This is a genomic window from Cetobacterium somerae ATCC BAA-474 (assembly GCF_000479045.1).
GTDB lineage: Bacteria > Fusobacteriota > Fusobacteriia > Fusobacteriales > Fusobacteriaceae > Cetobacterium_A > Cetobacterium_A somerae.
The window spans coordinates 1-15702 of the sequence record NZ_KI518091.1; the positions used below are offsets into that span (position 1 = coordinate 1).

Below are 15702 nucleotides of genomic sequence, written 5' to 3' on the forward strand. Positions count from 1 at the left end.
CTGTGCGTCTACCTATTCCGCCACCCAGGCGTGATTGCTTTCGCTTTCAACAAATTAATAATACCATAATTTAAAGTTCATGTCAACAACTTTTTTTATTTTTTTTAATAATGTCTCTGTTGCTTTTTAGAAACTTTAATGCTACTATTAGATGTGTTTTAAATTTTTATAATTATAGGAGATTTTATGCCAAAAAAACAACTAATTACCGAACATCGTGTTCTTCAACTAGCGACTTTCGCCGGAAAAATAGTTCTTACTAGCGGAGGTGAAGTTTATAGAGTCGAGGATATTATTGCTCGAATCGGTCAACATTTTAATTTGAAAATTGACTGCTTTGCTACATTAACATGTATTATTGTTTCTGGAAAAAATATTGATGATGAAGTTGTTTCTTTAGTAGAAAGAATTAGTTCTCGATCTACAAATTTAGATAAAATTCATCAAGTTCATAAATTAATAAATGAAATCGAAAAATACTCTTTTTCAGAATTAAAAAAATCTTTAGAAGATATTAATAAAATATCCCCTTATGGTTTTGGTATGAATTTTATTGCCTCTGCACTAGGAGCAGCAAGCTTTGTTGTTTCTTTTAAAGGGGGACCAAACGATTTTGCTGCTGCTTTTGTTGCAGGATGTGGTGTCGCTTTATTTTCTTATATTATTTCAGGATTACAACTAAATAGCTTCTTTATAAATTTAATTTCTGGAGCAATTTGTGCCTTTGTTTCTAACTTATTTTATGTTAATGGAATAATTACAACACCATCTATAAGTATAATTTCTTCTTTGATGTTACTTGTTCCCGGAGTTGCTTTTATAAACTCTATCAGAGATATTATTGCTGGAGATTTAGTTTCTGGTACTTCAAGAGCTATGGAAGTTCTTATGATTGGTGGAGCGATAGCTATTGGAGCTGGATTAGTTACAAAACTTTTTTTTAATTTTGGAGGATTTTAATGTTTTTTATAGAAGTTATTTTTGCTTTTTTTATTACAATCAGTTTCGCTATTCTTTTCAATGTTAGAGGTAAACTTATTATTTATTCTGGAATCGGCGGTGCTATAAGCTGGCTTTTTTATTTACTTTTTACAAAAGAAGGCTATTCTTACTCTACATGCTATCTTTTGGCAACAGCCATCACTGCTTTTTATTCTGAGATTATGGCAAAAAGATTACAAACTACAGTTCCTACACTACTTATAGCAGCTCTAATTCCTATGGCTCCTGGTGGTGGAGTTTATTACACTATGCTATATCTAATTCAAAATAAATACCAAGATTCTATGCTAAAAGGTATGGAAACTTCAATAATTGCTGGTTCTATGGCTCTTGGAATAATTTTAGTAACTACATTTTTTAGAATTTTCCATCTTACAAAGAGATAATGTTTTTTCTAGTATCTCCAATCCTTTTTCTATTTCAAGTAGGGTTGGAGATATAAAACTTAACCTAATTTTACAAACATCTCTCTTATCCTTATAAAATAAAGCTCCTGGCAAAAGAGCTACTCCTTCTTCTTTACATTTTAAATAAAATTTTTCACCATCTATATTATCTGAAAGTTTAACCCAAATAAAAAACCCTCCATTTGGTTTATGCATAACACTTAGTCCTTGAATTTTCTTTAACAACTTTAAGCATAGCTTTTGTTTTTTGCCAAATTCTTTTCTTAATAAAGATAAATGTTCATGTAATTTATTTTTAACTATAAATTTTTCTAAAATTTTTTGATTTATTCCAGAGGTTGTCGTATCTAACCCATATTTTATTAAAAGAACCCTTTGCATAAGATTTTCTGGTACTGTCATTATTGCCAATCCAATTCCAGGCATAAGTATCTTTGAATATGTTTTAACATAAATAACCTTCTCTTGTCCTAATTTATCCAAACTTTTTAAAGTTTTAGGTTTTGTTTCTGTATAATAAAAATCTGAAAAACTATCATCTTCAACTATATAAAATCCATATTTTTCAGCTAGTTGTAAAAGTTGTTCTCTCTTTTCCAAAGACCAAGTAACACCTGTAGGATTCTGAAAATTTATACACTCATATACAAAATCTATTTTTTCTTCTTTTAATATCTCTTCAAACTCTTTCAAATCCCAACCATCTTCTTTAATATCTAAAGATTTTATATTACACCATCCTTTAAATATATTTAAAGCATTTGGGTAAGTTGGATCTGATAATACAACTGTTGGTTTTGTTTCTTTTGAAAAAAGTTTTATAACTATATCTAAAGCTTGTTGAGTTCCTGATGTTATTTGGATATTTTCCTTTTTTACAAAAATATCTTCTTTTTCAAACTCCTCTGAGAGTAAGTAGCGAAGACTATCTACTCCTTGAACATTTTGGTATTGAAAAATCTCTCCCCCATACTCTCGAATAACTTCATCAAAAAACATTTTATAATCTTCAATAGGAAAATATTTAGAGCTTGGAGTTCCATTCGAAAAGTTTATTCTTTCTATTATTTGATTTTGTCCATATTTGAAGCTTTCTATTAAAGGTATCTCTTTTTGCTCTATTTCAAATTCACAAATTTGTTCTACAAAACACCCTTTTCCAGAGATTTTTTTTATCAACCCTTTTTTCTCTAAAATATTATAACTTTGAATAACTGTATTTTGATTTATATCTAGTTTTATTGCAACTTGACGAATCGACGGTAACTTTGCTCCTACTTTAATATCCCCTGATAAAATCTGCTTTTTTAGACACTGATAAATCTGTAGATATAAGCTTTCTTTTGAATTTTTATCTATATAAATATTAATTTTAGACATATACACCCTCTTTATTTTATTTATCTAATTTTGAATATATAATACACCTATTTTCTTTGGATTCCAATTACTTATTTATATGTTAAAGAAAATTGATTTTCTTAATTTTTTAAGATATAATCATACTTATACTATATTTAAATAAACTGGGGGAATGAATGAAAGAAAAACACAAAGAAATGGGAGAGCAGCCCATCGGTCAACTGCTTTTAAAATTTTCACTTCCTGCTATGATTGGAATGTTTGTAAATGCTTTATACAATATAGTAGACAGAATTTATATTGGAAATATACCTGAAATTGGTCCGGTTGCTATTGCAGGTGTTGGAGTTGTTTTTCCAATAATGATAATCTCTCTTGGTTTCTGTCTTCTAATTGGATTAGGTGGCGCTACTAATATCTCTATTTCATTAGGAAGAAAACGAAAAGATTTAGCTGAAAAATTTTTAGGTAATGCTACTTCATTATCAATTATATTCGGTATCGTTTTAAGTTTTATAATAATTTTTACAATGGATCTATATATTGGAAAATTAGGAACAAGCCCTGTCACGGAACCATTTGCCAGAGATTACTTAACAATTGTCGCTCTTGGTTTTCCTTTTTTAATGGTTGGGTACGCTACTAACGCAGCCGTTAGATCTGATGGAAATCCTAAAATTTCTATGATTACTCTTTTACTTGGAGCAATCACAAATATCATTTTAGATCCTATCTTTATCTTTGGATTAAATTTAGGAGTTAAAGGTGCTGCACTTGCAACTATTATTTCTCAAATTGTTTCTGCAATTTGGACTGTTGGTTACTTCACATCAAAATTTAGCGGAATTAAACTCCATTTAAAAAACTTACTTCTTGAATGGGAGAAAGTTAAAGAAATTTTTATTATTGGAGCTGGACCATTTGTTTTACAATTAGGTTCTAGTGCTGTAAACTTTATATTAAATAGTAGCCTTATGAAGTATGGTGGAGATACTGCTGTTGGAGCAATGACCATTGTTAATGCAGTAAACACTTTCATTCTTATGCCTATCTTTGGTATAAATCAAGGAGTTCAACCTATTCTTGGATTTAACTATGGAGCAAGATTTTTTCACAGAGTTAGACAAGCTTTTATACTAGCTGTGAAAGGTGCTGTTACTATTTCTACTATTGGATTTTTAGCTATTCAATTTTTATCTAAATATTTTATAGTTATCTTTACTAGCAATCCTGAACTTCTAGATGCTGCATCAAAAGGTCTTAAAGTTTTTACTTTAATGTTTCCTTTTATAGGTTTCCAAATTATAGCAGCAGTTTATTTTCAGGCTATTGGAAAACCAAAAACTACTATGTTTTTAAGCTTATCAAGACAAGTTTTATTTTTAATCCCTATTGTTTTAATTTTTTCTAGAATCTGGGGAGTTCGTGGTGTATGGATGGCTGTGCCATCTGCAGATATATTATCTGTTATTGTTACTTTTATTATGACAAAAAAAGAGATGAAAAATCTTAAACTTTTAGAAAATGAAAAGGACTTGAGAAAAAATGTCAACGAAAATCAATCAACTAGAGAATCAACCAATTAATAAACTATTTTATAAATTTGCTATCCCAGCTTCAATTGGAATGCTTGTTAACTCCCTTTATGTAGTTGCTGATGGAGTTTTTATATCAAGAGGTATCGGAAGTATTGGAATTGCCGCTGTTAATATTGGATATCCTATAATTAACTTAACAGCTGCTCTAAGTCTTATGTTTGGAGCTGGAGGAGCTACTTTAATATCTTTAAAAAGTGATGACCAAGATTTTAAAAATAAAAGTTTTACATATACAATTATTTTAAATCTTATTTTTTATATTTTAATAGCTTCTGTTGTTTTCATGTTTCCCAATAAAATAATGAAATCTCTAGGAGCAACAGAACTTTTACTTCCTATGGTTAAAGATTATATGTATCCATGTATTGTAGCTACTTTCTTTTTGATGCTATCAATATCATTAAATGCTATTGTTAGAAATGATAATGCTCCTAGAAAAGCCATGAATTCACTTTTTATTGGAGCTATTACAAATATTGTTCTAGATTATATCTTCATATTTAAGTTAAAAATGGGAATTGAGGGTGGAGCTTATGCTACGGCTATTGGACAAGTTTTATCAGCAGTATACCTATGTATGCACTTTCCTAAATCAACTTTTAGATTATCCTTTGATATAAAAGATATCCAATGGAATTTAATGGGAAAAATTTGTTCTTTAGGCTTCTCATCTTTCATTTTAGAGTTTGCAGTTATGGTAATAACAATTCTTTTAAATATAACTCTTTCTAGAACAGAAGGACAAATAGGAGTTGCTGCTTACGGAATAATCTCTTATTCATTTGTTATCTATAGAATGTTATTTACAGGTTTAGCCCAAGGAATCCAACCATTAGTTAGCTTTAACTATGGACGTCGAAATTATAGAAGAGTTCTAGAAATTTTTAGATATGCTCATAAATTCTGTTTTATTGCTACTACAATAGCTTTAATTTTAATAAAATTCTTTGCTTTAGATGTTGTTAAAGTTTTTACACACGAATCTCATCTATTTGAGTATACAGCTAAAGGTTTATTTTTATACTCTAGTGCCATTATTTTTGTAGGAGCTAACTTTATGAATATCTCTTACTTACAAGCTATGGATAAAGCTTTTTTAGCTAATATAATATCAGTTTGTAGAGGTGTGGTATTTATGGGAATCGGAATTGTTATTTTACCAAAACTTCTTGGAGTTGATGGAATCTGGTTAACACTTCCATTTGCAGATGTATTAACATTTATTTTAACTCTTATAATCTTTAAAATTCTAGGTATTAATAAAAATTTAAAAGCCTCAAGTATATAGAAAAACTCAGAGAATATCCTCTGAGTTTTTTATTTTATCTTATAAAGTGAGTGTATTTTTTATTTTCTTTTTCTGGTGGAATAATTGTATCTTTTGTATAATCAACCATCTTTAAAAGCCAAGCCATATTTTTTCCCAAAATTCTCATTATTTGTTTTCCTTCTTCATCTTGCTCAACCTCTCCAGGTCTTAATCCATGTATTACACTCCAATAATTTGTTGAAGGCATCAACATTTCTGAATAATTTAAATAATTATTTAACTGATCAAATGTTGGAACTCCTCCTGATCTTCTTACTGCAACAACTGATGCACCAACTTTATGTCTAAAAAGTCCTCCGTTAACTGATGCTACATAAAATGCTCTATCTAAAAAAGCTTTCATAGTTGCTCCTAAAGAAGCAAAATGAACTGGCGATCCCAATAAAACACCATCTGCTTCTTTAATTTTTTGTATCCATTCATTTACAAAATTCTCTTCACTCATAACACACTTTTCATCTCTATTTTTAGCACACCCATTACAACCTATGCAACCTCTAATAGCCTTATTTCCCACATGAACTATCTCTAGTTCTATACCTTCTTTTTCTAGCTCTTCTCCTACCATCTTCAATGCAAAATATGTATTACCTTTTTCTCTTGGGCTTCCATTAAATGCAACAACCTTCATAAAAACCTCCTTTAATTTAATTATAATTTTAATTATATAACAAATTCTATTTTTTTTCAGCTTAAAATAGTATAATATATAAAAAAGATTCTAATTTTCTTTACTTAGGAGGATAAATATGAAAAATATTTTAATTGGAGTTACTGGTGGGATTGCCGCTTATAAGTCTGCTAATATAATCTCAATATTAAGAAAAAAAGGATATAACGTTAAAGTTATAATGACTGAAAGTGCCACTAAAATAATTACTCCTCAAACTTTAGAAACTCTTTCTAGAAATAGAGTTGTAACAGATATGTGGGAAAGAAATCATCAAATTGAAGTTGAACATATATCATTAGCAGAATGGGCTGATGCTTTTTTAATTGCTCCAGCAACTTATAATATTGTAGGAAAAGTAGCTAACGGAATTGCTGACGATATGCTATCTACTGTTATTTCAGCATGTAAAAAACCTACATACTTTGCTTTAGCAATGAATGTGAATATGTATGAGAATCCAATTTTAAAAGAAAATATACAAAAATTGGAAAAATTAGGTTATAAGTTTATAGAATCTGACGAAGGATTTTTAGCTTGTAATGTTAATGCTAAAGGAAGATTAAAAAATGAAAATGAAATAGTTGAAATTATAGAGAAAGATTTAACAACTCCTATTCCTAAACTATTAAAAGGAAAGAAAGTTATTATTACAGCAGGTAGAACTGAAGAACCTTTAGATCCTATAAGATATTTTTCAAATAGGTCTAGTGGGCAAATGGGATATTCTTTAGCTAAAGTCGCTGTAGATTTAGGAGCTGATGTAACTTTAGTTTCTGGCCCTACAAATCTTGAAATTCCACATGGTCTAAAAGAGTTTATTAGAATAAGAAGTGCTATTGATATGTTTGATGCTGTCATGGAAAGATTTGATTCTCAAGATATCGGTATAGCTTGTGCTGCTGTTGCAGATTATAGACCTAAAAACTACTCCACTGAAAAAATTAAAAAATCTGACGGTGAATTAACAATAGTGTTAGAACGAAATCCTGATATTTTATTCAATATGGGAGAAAAAAAGAAAAACCAAATTTTAGTTGGATTTGCTGCAGAAACTGAAAACATTATCGAGAACGCAAAGAAAAAATTAATCAAGAAAAATTTAGATTTTATTGTTGCTAATAATGCTGAAAACATGCAAAAATCAACTAACAGCATACAAATTATAAAAAAATCTGGCGAAAATATTATTTATAAAGAACAACCAAAATCTGAAATTGCAAAACATATTTTTAATGAAATTTTAAAAGAAGTCAAAATGTAATCAAAAAAACAGGTAAAAAATTACCTGTTTTTCATTTTCTAATAAATTTTTGTAGGAAGTTTTAGATATTTTAAGAACAATTATAAAGTAGTATTAATATAAATACAATATAAATCTATAAAATCCTACTAAATTAATTTTTATTTTTTAATTTAGTAGATTTTTATCAGGAGTGAGGGATTATGAAATCTTATATTTTTTTTGTTATTTTGCCTTTTTTATTAACAGGTTGTTTTGGTACTCCTAAGGTTACGGAAACTCCTATTAAAACATTAATTACAGAAAACAAACCACAAAATAGCAACATTTTTTTTAAGTCACAACAATGGTGGCTTAGCACAAATAATCAGCAATTGATTTCTCTAATTGATGAGGTTTTAAAAACAAATAGTGAAATTAAAATAGCTAAACTAAACATTGAAAAAGCAATGTATACCTTAAATTCTACAAAAAACTCTAATCTTTCTAGCATAGATTTAGGAGGAAGTTGGAATAGAAATCATGTTTTAACATCTCATGTAAAAACAGATCTTCCTATAAAAGATATCAAAAATAGCGATACTATTGATATGGGCTCTTTGGCTATTCAAGGACAATATATCTTTGATATTTGGGGAAAATTTGATGCTCTACAAAATCAAGCTCAATATTCAAAATTAGCTACAGAACTTCAGAGTGAATGGAGTACTCTAACTCTTTCAACAACAGTTGCAAATCTTTATGGAAAATATATTTTACTTACAAAAGAAGAGAATATACTAAAGAAAAAATTTAATATTGCAAAAGAGGTCTTAAACTATCAAAATATTCTTTATCAAACTGGACTTGGAAATAAAGAAAGCATTTTAAACGCTGACAATAATGTTAACTCTTTAAATCAAAAAATTGCCGAAATTACTGTTCAAAAAACTACTTTAAAAAATAGTTTTTACTCTCTTGTTGGAAATATAAAATCTAAAAACATAGATAAAATTTTATCAAATATAGATTATAATACTCCTCAGTTTGATTATTTTTTAAATATTCCTGAATATATTGATTCGGATATAGTTATTAATAGACCTGATGTAAAATATTATTTGGCCTTAATTAACTCACAGAAAGAAAATTTAAAGTCTTTAAAAGCTGATTTCTATCCTAGATTTTCTATTACTGGAAAATATGAATATCAAAATTTGAATATTCAAGATTTATTAAAAGCTCATAGTACATTATGGGAGTTTGGACCAAGTTTATATCTACCTCTATTTAATAGGAATTTACTTACTCAAAATTATAATATCGGTGGAGTTGATTTAAATATTTTTATAGAAAATTATAACAACAACTTAATTAAAGCCTACCAAGATATCAACAATAATCTCAATGCTTTAAAAACATCAAAAAGAAATAATGAATTAGAAGAAAAAAATTATAGCAATGTAAAATCTACTTATAACGATAATAATACCTTATATCAAATTGGTAGTATATCAAAACTTGAACTGTTGAATCAAAAGAATAATTTGCTTGATACTGAATTAAGCTATATTGAAAATAATTTTACACTATACACAAATCAAATTAACTTAATCGGATCCCTTGGTGGTTACTATAAAAATGAGGTGAAATAAATTGGATAATCAAACTACAAACCAAAATATCGTGACGGATGAAACTAAAAATAAAAATAGAAAAGATGCTAAAAAAAAGATGGGTATTTTTCTTTTAATTATACTCATTATTGGAGTTTTATATCTACTTTATTATTTCTTTTTCTTAAAAGGATATGAAGAAACTGAAAATGCTTATATTCATGGAAATCAAGTTTCTATAACAACGCAAGTTAGTGGTGTTATCAATGAAATTAACGTAGAGGATACTCAATCTATAGATGTTGGTACCCCTGTTATAAAATTAGATACTATTGATTATGAAATTGCTCTAAAAAACGCTGAAACAAAATTAGCAGATGCTGTTAGAAAATACTATACATTACAAAATAGTGTAAAGCTTAATGAAGATAGTGTTGCAATTGCTAAAGCTAACTTAACTCTTGCTGATAAAACTTTAAAAAGACAAACTATATCTAGTAGCACTGGTATAACAAGCAAAGAGAACTTTGATACAACTAATTTCAAATATATAGATAGTAAAAATAGTTACGAACAAAGTTTAACTAATTTAGAAAATAGTAAAATTCAAGCTTTTAGCAACGATATATATTCTCATCCTCTTGTTGCTGCTGCTATTGAAAATCTTAAAAATGCTTATTACAACTTAGAAAAAACTAAAATTTTCTCTCCAATTTCTGGAGTTATTGCTCAAAAGCAAGTTGAATTAGGACAACAAGTAAAAGCTGGACAAACACTTTTTACTGTTGTTGACTTAAACAAAACTTGGGTTAATGCAAATTTTAAAGAAACTCAACTTGGAGATATAAAACCTGGAAATTATGTTGAAATTGTTAGTGATTTAAATGGTAAAACTTACAAAGGAGTTGTTTCTGGAATATCTGCTGGATCTGGTAGTGCTTTTGCTTTAATTCCAACACAAAATGCCACTGGAAACTGGATTAAAATTGTTCAGAGAGTTCCCGTTAGAATTGATTTTGATCACGAAAGTTTAGAAAAGAATGGAATTTTACCAATTGGAACAAGCTTAACTGTCACAGTTAATACAAATAAAAATATTGATATTCAAAATCAATTTAAAGAACAAAAATCAGAACTTTACAAAATTGATGAAAATAAATTAAGTGTATTAATTGAAAAAATAGTTAAAGATAATAGCTTTTAAGGAGGTTCTGTATTATGAACTCATCAATTATTTTTGCTACAATTGCTCTAGCTATTGGTTCTTTTATGAATGTCCTCGATATGACTATTGTTAATGTTTCTCTAAGTCATATTGCAGGAGATTTTGCTGTAGCTCCTGATCAAGGTACATGGGTTATAACTTCTTACGCTGTAGCTGAAGCTATATTTTTACCTCTTATCGGGTGGTTAACTAAACGTTTAGGAATTATTAAACAATATTTAGGTGCAACACTACTTTTTACTTTAGCTAGTATGCTTTGTGGTATTAGTCCTTCCTATAGTTTTCTTTTAACTATGAGAATTTTACAAGGTGTTGTTGGAGCTAGTATGATTCCATTGTCTCAAACACTTATGTTACAACTATATCCTAAAGAAAAAAAGGGAATAGCTTTAGGAATTTGGTCTATGACCATCGTTATAGCTCCTGTTGTTGGTCCTGTTCTTGGAGGATGGGTTACTGATACTGCTTCTTGGAGATGGTGTTTTTATATAAATCTTCCTTTTGGTATTATATCTAGTTTAATTGTTTATTATATCTTTAAAAAAGATATTGCTAAAGAAAAAACTGTTAAAGAACCTGTTGATATCATTGGATTTATATTTTTGGCCATTGGTGTTGGATCTTTACAACTTATGTTGGATAAAGGAAACGATTTAGATTGGTTTTCTAATAATACTATTATTGGTCTTAGTATATCAGCTTTTGTTTTTTTAGTCCTCTTGGTCATTTGGGAATGGCATCATGAATCTCCTGTGGTTAACGTAAGATTATTTTTAAATAGAAACTTCTGTGTTGGATCTTTCTCTTTGATGTTTTCTGTCCTAGCTTACTTCAGTGGTGTTGTTGCTATACCCCTTTGGTTACAAAACTATATGGGATATACAGCTTTCATTAGTGGAAAGTCCACTTGTACTTTAGGTGTAGCTATTTTAATGGTAGCTCCAATATTAGGTAAAAAAATAGATCATCTAGATTCTAGAAAGGTTGCTGCCCTTGGATTTTTTCTATTAGGTATTTCAACATTTTTAACATCTAATTATTCTCCTCAAATAACTCCAGCTTATGTTGGACTAACTAGATTTTTCAATGGTTTTGGTGTAGGAATTTTCTTCATAGCTTTAAATACACTAACGCTTTCAAACATTAGTAATGAAAATTTAGCTAGCGCATCTGGAATTTATAATTTTATGAGAAATATTGGAAGTAGTTTAGGGACCTCATTAGTTATTCCTGCATGGAATCATACAATGGCTTTTCATCATACCATGATGGCTTCTGGTATAACAACAGCAAACCCTAATATTAATAGTGCTATAAGTACTTCTGCTCAATCACTAGCATTAATAAATCAGCAAGTTGTTGTTCAATCTTCGATTATGGGGATTAATGATGTTTTAATTGGAAGTGGAGTTATATCTCTTTTATTGATACCATTTCTTTTCCTCGCCAAATCAACAAAACCAGTTACATAGTTTGGAATAAAAATTGCTTATTAATTATAGTAAGCAATTTTTTTATGCAAAGATAAATTCCTGAAGCTCTTTTATATTAAGTTTTTATAATTGACCACTCTTCTGACTTAATAACAATTATATCTACTCATATCTTATTTTTTCTTTCAAAGAGTATCCTGAAAGATTATTTTTTATTTTCAGAATTTCAGAAATTATAGAAACTCCAATCTCTTTAGGGCTTCCTGAGGAAATATCAAGTCCTATTGGAGAATAAACTTTTTCTAATTCCACTACAGGTATTCCCTCTTTTTCAAGTTCATTAAAAGTTTTTTTCACTTTACTTCTACTCCCAATCATTCCTATATATTTAGCACCTCTTCCTAAAACACCTTTTAAAGCTACCTTATCTCCTAAATGTCCCCTTGAGACTATAACCACAAAAGAATACTCATCTAGCTTTAAATTTTTCGTTATTTCCTCTAGATTTCCAACTATATTTTTTGCATTTGGATACTTTTCTGAATTACAAAATTCTTCTCGATCATCAATCATTACTATTTCAAATCCTAAGTAATCTCCTAATTTATATAATTCAGATCCTATATGACCTCCACCAATAACTATCAATTTTTCTTTTTTTTCGAAGACTTTTATAAAAGCCTTAACTTTTCCTCCACACGCCATATGTAGAGCAGCTTCCTCTATAAGATCGAACTCTAAACTTTTAGACTTATTTTCTTCTATTGCTTTTAATGCCTCTTTAATTAATTTAAACTCTAAGTTTCCGCCTCCTACTGTTCCACAAATTTCTCCAGTTTGAAAAACTCCCATAAGGTTCCCCTTTCTTCCAGGGCTTGAACCATCAATTTCAATTAAAGTTACAAGGGCTACTCCCATACCATTTTCTAGCTTCTTTGATATATTAAAAATAATATCTTTATCCATATTTTCTCCTTTAAAGTTATCATTTCATTCTAATAACGAGGTATAAATTTACCTATTTTATTTAATTTTACTTCTTCTAAATTGTGGCTATAAACTAACTCTCCTCTTAAAAAAACCTTATCTATATCTGCTAATAACTTAAAGCCATCAAAACAACTATAGTTAGCTTTAGAAAAAAGCATCTTTGAATTTAGAACTAATTTTTTTTCTTTAAATATTACTAAATCAGCATCTTTTCCTATTTCTATACTTCCTTTTCTAGAACTCATTCCAAAAATTTCAGCTGGTTTTGTTGATGTTAAATTTAAATATTTTTCAACACTTAACTTTCCTTTTAAAAATTCACTAAATATTAATAAAACTCTTTCTTGAACACCAGGAATTCCATTTGGACATTTCCAAAATTCATTTATTCCATCTCTTTTTTGTTCTAAACTAAAGGAGCAATGATCTGTTGCTATAATATCTATATAATTTTTATCTATACCTTTCCATAAAGCTTTTATATCTTCTTCTTTTCTAAGAGGAGGTGAAAGAATATATTTTTCACCACCATCTTCTAGATAATTTAACTCATTTAAATAAAGATATTGAGTACATGTTTCCACCCAAAACTTTCTTCCTCTTAATTTTGCTTGAATAATTTCATCTAAAGATTCTTTTGATGAGATATGAACAAAATATAATTTTTCAAACTCCACTGTTTCTGCCAATCTTATTAATCTTGAAACTGCTTCTGCTTCTGAGTAACTCGGGCGAGAATACGCGTGATATATTGCCTTTCCTTTTCTTTCTTCTATATATTTCTTTTTAAAAAAACTTATAATAGAATCATTTTCTGCATGAACTGCTACAATCATATCAAGATTTTTAGCATATTGAAAAACTTTAATTATATCTTCATCTTCTTGTTTGAAAGAGTATGTTAAATATATTTTAAAACTATTTATTCCTCTTTTTTTTAGTTTCTCGAGTTCTTTAAAACTATTTTTATCTACCTCTTGAAAGACACCATGAAAAGAATAATCACAAAGTGAATTTTTTGCATAATCCATATATTTATCTATCATATACTCTAAATTACACCCTTTTGGTCCAAACCCTGGATGATCTATTATTGTAGTAGTCCCTCCGGCTAGAGCTGCCATAGAACCACTTTGAAAATCATCAGCCGATATAACCCCTACATCTATATTAAAATGAGTATGAACGTCTATTCCTCCAGGAACCACGTAAGCTCCTTTTAAATCTATAAAACTTCCATCTTCTTTTAAATTCTCTCCAATTTCTATTATTTTTTCTTTTTCTATTTTTATATCCACTTGTTCAATTTTATCTTTTATCAAAACTTTCCCATTTTTTAAAAGCATATTAGGCATCCTCCTAAGTATTATTATTAAAAATTTTATAAAAAAAAGTAAATCTAGTTACTACTTTTTATAAATTTTTTAATTTTTTTTAATAGAGAGGAGAATTCTCCTCCCTATTTTTATATACCCTCTGTTTCTATTTCTATATTATCTTTTTCTACATCACTTTGCTTTTCAACTCCATTAAATAACAAATTCATAGTAACTCCAACTAAAGTTCCAGTTGTTATTCCTGAAGATAAAATAGTAGATATAAAAGTAGGTAAATTTTGTAATAATTGTGGTCTCAATGTTACTGCTAATCCAGCACTTATAGATATTCCAACTATAAGCATGTTTCCATTATTAAATTCTACCTCTTGAAAAATTCCTATTCCTACAGCTGCTATTGTTCCAAACATAACTATTGCTGCTCCTCCTAAAACTGGCTGTGGCATTACAGAAACTAAAGCTCCTATTTTTGGAATAAGCCCCATTACTATTAACAATGCTCCTGATCCCATAACTACATATCTACTTGCTACTCCTGTTATAGAAACTACTCCTGTATTTTGGCTAAATGTTGTCGTTGGTGTTGCATTAAACAATGCTCCAACAAAACTCCCAACTCCTCCTAATAAAATTGATCCTGACAATCTTTTATTATCTTTCATATCAACTTCAGATACTTTCGCACATGCCAAAGTATCTCCAGTTGCCTCTACCATGGCAACTAAGTATGCAATAGCAAAAGGAAGAACGTACTCGATTTTAAAAGTCATTCCATACTTTAAGGGAGTTGGAAAATATATACTTTGAGTTTGAGTAAGAATTGAAAGATCTAATTTTCCCATAAAAAAAGCTAATAAATATCCTACAACTATCCCAAAAAAAATTGATCCTGAGGATAAAATTCCTTTTCCATATTGATTAAGACCAATTGTTATAAACATAACTGTCAATCCCAAAACTATATTTGTAATACTACCATAATCTTCTGCTCCGTGACCTCCTGCAAACCAATCTACAGCTACTCCTAAAATTGTAAGCCCTATTAAAGATACTACTATTCCTTGAACTATCGGAGGAAATATTCTTCTAATTTTTCCTGTAAATCCTCCTAAAAAAATTTGTACTAGCGATCCCAACATTGATGCTCCTAATATTGCTGCATAACCAGCTTCTGGTGATCCTCCTGCTATAGCAGATGCTGCTAATCCAATAGAAAGTCCCGGTCCAATAAATGTAAAATTTGATCCCATGACTTGAGGTAACCGACTTCCTAAAAATCCTACTCCTTTACTTTGAAAAATAGTAACTATTCCAGATACAATAAGTATATCTGCTATCATTTCTCCCGTCTGAATTTTATCAAATCCTAATGCTGATGCAAAAATAATTGGCACTGTAACAATTCCACTAAATGAAGCGAATATATGTTGAAAGGAGAGCAATAGCCACTCTCCTATACTTTTAGGTTTTTCATCTACTCTCAATACTAAAGCCATTACTCCTCCTATTA

The 15702-nt window shown here is 29.0% G+C and carries 13 protein-coding genes; 8 read left to right on the forward strand and 5 right to left on the reverse strand.

The genetic code is table 11. The features are described from left to right. Positions 1–186 precede the first annotated feature (186 nt). Positions 187–960, forward strand: coding sequence for a threonine/serine exporter family protein (locus HMPREF0202_RS02990; RefSeq protein WP_023051904.1), 774 nt, complete (start codon positions 187–189; stop codon positions 958–960). Continuing rightward, positions 960–1388, forward strand: a complete 429-nt coding sequence (locus HMPREF0202_RS02995; protein ID WP_023051905.1) for a threonine/serine exporter family protein — start codon at positions 960–962, stop codon at positions 1386–1388. The genes HMPREF0202_RS02990 and HMPREF0202_RS02995 overlap by 1 nt, the downstream gene beginning before the upstream one ends. Here HMPREF0202_RS02995 and pdxR read toward each other — a convergent pair. After that, positions 1344–2789 (reverse strand): MocR-like pyridoxine biosynthesis transcription factor PdxR, encoded by a 1446-nt coding sequence (pdxR, locus tag HMPREF0202_RS03000; protein WP_023051906.1) that lies wholly within the window; start codon positions 2787–2789, stop codon positions 1344–1346. The genes HMPREF0202_RS02995 and pdxR overlap by 45 nt on opposite strands. Before the next feature lie 158 nt (positions 2790–2947). On the opposite strand from pdxR, the gene HMPREF0202_RS03005 reads away from it, so the two are divergent. Both HMPREF0202_RS03005 and HMPREF0202_RS03010 read left to right on the forward strand, forming a co-directional pair. Continuing rightward, positions 2948–4357, forward strand: a complete 1410-nt coding sequence (locus HMPREF0202_RS03005) for an MATE family efflux transporter (protein WP_023051907.1) — start codon at positions 2948–2950, stop codon at positions 4355–4357. Beyond that, positions 4317–5657, forward strand: a complete 1341-nt coding sequence (locus HMPREF0202_RS03010) for an MATE family efflux transporter (protein ID WP_023051908.1) — start codon at positions 4317–4319, stop codon at positions 5655–5657. The genes HMPREF0202_RS03005 and HMPREF0202_RS03010 overlap by 41 nt, the downstream gene beginning before the upstream one ends. A 34-nt stretch (positions 5658–5691) precedes the next feature. On the opposite strand, the gene HMPREF0202_RS03015 is transcribed toward HMPREF0202_RS03010, so the two are convergent. Then, positions 5692–6330: a flavodoxin family protein gene (locus tag HMPREF0202_RS03015; RefSeq protein ID WP_023051909.1), complete on the reverse strand. Its 639-nt coding sequence runs from the start codon at positions 6328–6330 to the stop codon at positions 5692–5694. A 118-nt stretch (positions 6331–6448) separates the two neighbouring features. On the opposite strand from HMPREF0202_RS03015, the gene coaBC reads away from it, so the two are divergent. The 4 genes from coaBC (at position 6449) to HMPREF0202_RS03035 (ending at position 11904) form a co-directional block, all read left to right on the forward strand. Then, positions 6449–7633 carry a bifunctional phosphopantothenoylcysteine decarboxylase/phosphopantothenate--cysteine ligase CoaBC gene (gene coaBC, locus HMPREF0202_RS03020; RefSeq protein WP_023051910.1) on the forward strand — a complete coding sequence of 395 codons (1185 nt, stop codon included), beginning with the start codon at positions 6449–6451 and terminating at the stop codon, positions 7631–7633. A gap of 182 nt (positions 7634–7815) precedes the next feature. Then, positions 7816–9246, forward strand: a complete 1431-nt coding sequence (locus HMPREF0202_RS03025) for a TolC family protein (RefSeq protein ID WP_023051911.1) — start codon at positions 7816–7818, stop codon at positions 9244–9246. Between the two features lies 1 nt (position 9247). Beyond that, positions 9248–10411 carry an HlyD family secretion protein gene (locus HMPREF0202_RS03030; protein ID WP_040406201.1) on the forward strand — a complete coding sequence of 388 codons (1164 nt, stop codon included), beginning with the start codon at positions 9248–9250 and terminating at the stop codon, positions 10409–10411. A gap of 14 nt (positions 10412–10425) precedes the next feature. Further along, the gene (locus tag HMPREF0202_RS03035) at positions 10426–11904 is read left to right on the forward strand and encodes a DHA2 family efflux MFS transporter permease subunit (protein ID WP_023051913.1); all 1479 of its coding nucleotides are present in this window, start codon (positions 10426–10428) and stop codon (positions 11902–11904) included. A 123-nt stretch (positions 11905–12027) separates the two neighbouring features. Here the strand turns inward: HMPREF0202_RS03035 and HMPREF0202_RS03040 are convergent, their stop codons facing one another. The 3 genes from HMPREF0202_RS03040 to HMPREF0202_RS03050 form a co-directional block, all read right to left on the reverse strand. Beyond that, positions 12028–12831, reverse strand: a complete 804-nt coding sequence (locus HMPREF0202_RS03040) for an XdhC family protein (RefSeq protein ID WP_023051914.1) — start codon at positions 12829–12831, stop codon at positions 12028–12030. A 29-nt stretch (positions 12832–12860) separates the two neighbouring features. Then, entirely contained in the window at positions 12861–14201 is a 1341-nt protein-coding gene (hydA, locus tag HMPREF0202_RS03045; RefSeq protein ID WP_051364118.1) for a dihydropyrimidinase, read from the reverse strand. Positions 14202–14320: 119 nt separating this feature from the next. Continuing rightward, entirely contained in the window at positions 14321–15688 is a 1368-nt protein-coding gene (locus HMPREF0202_RS03050; RefSeq protein WP_023051916.1) for a uracil-xanthine permease family protein, read from the reverse strand. Between the last annotated feature and the right edge of the window lie 14 nt (positions 15689–15702).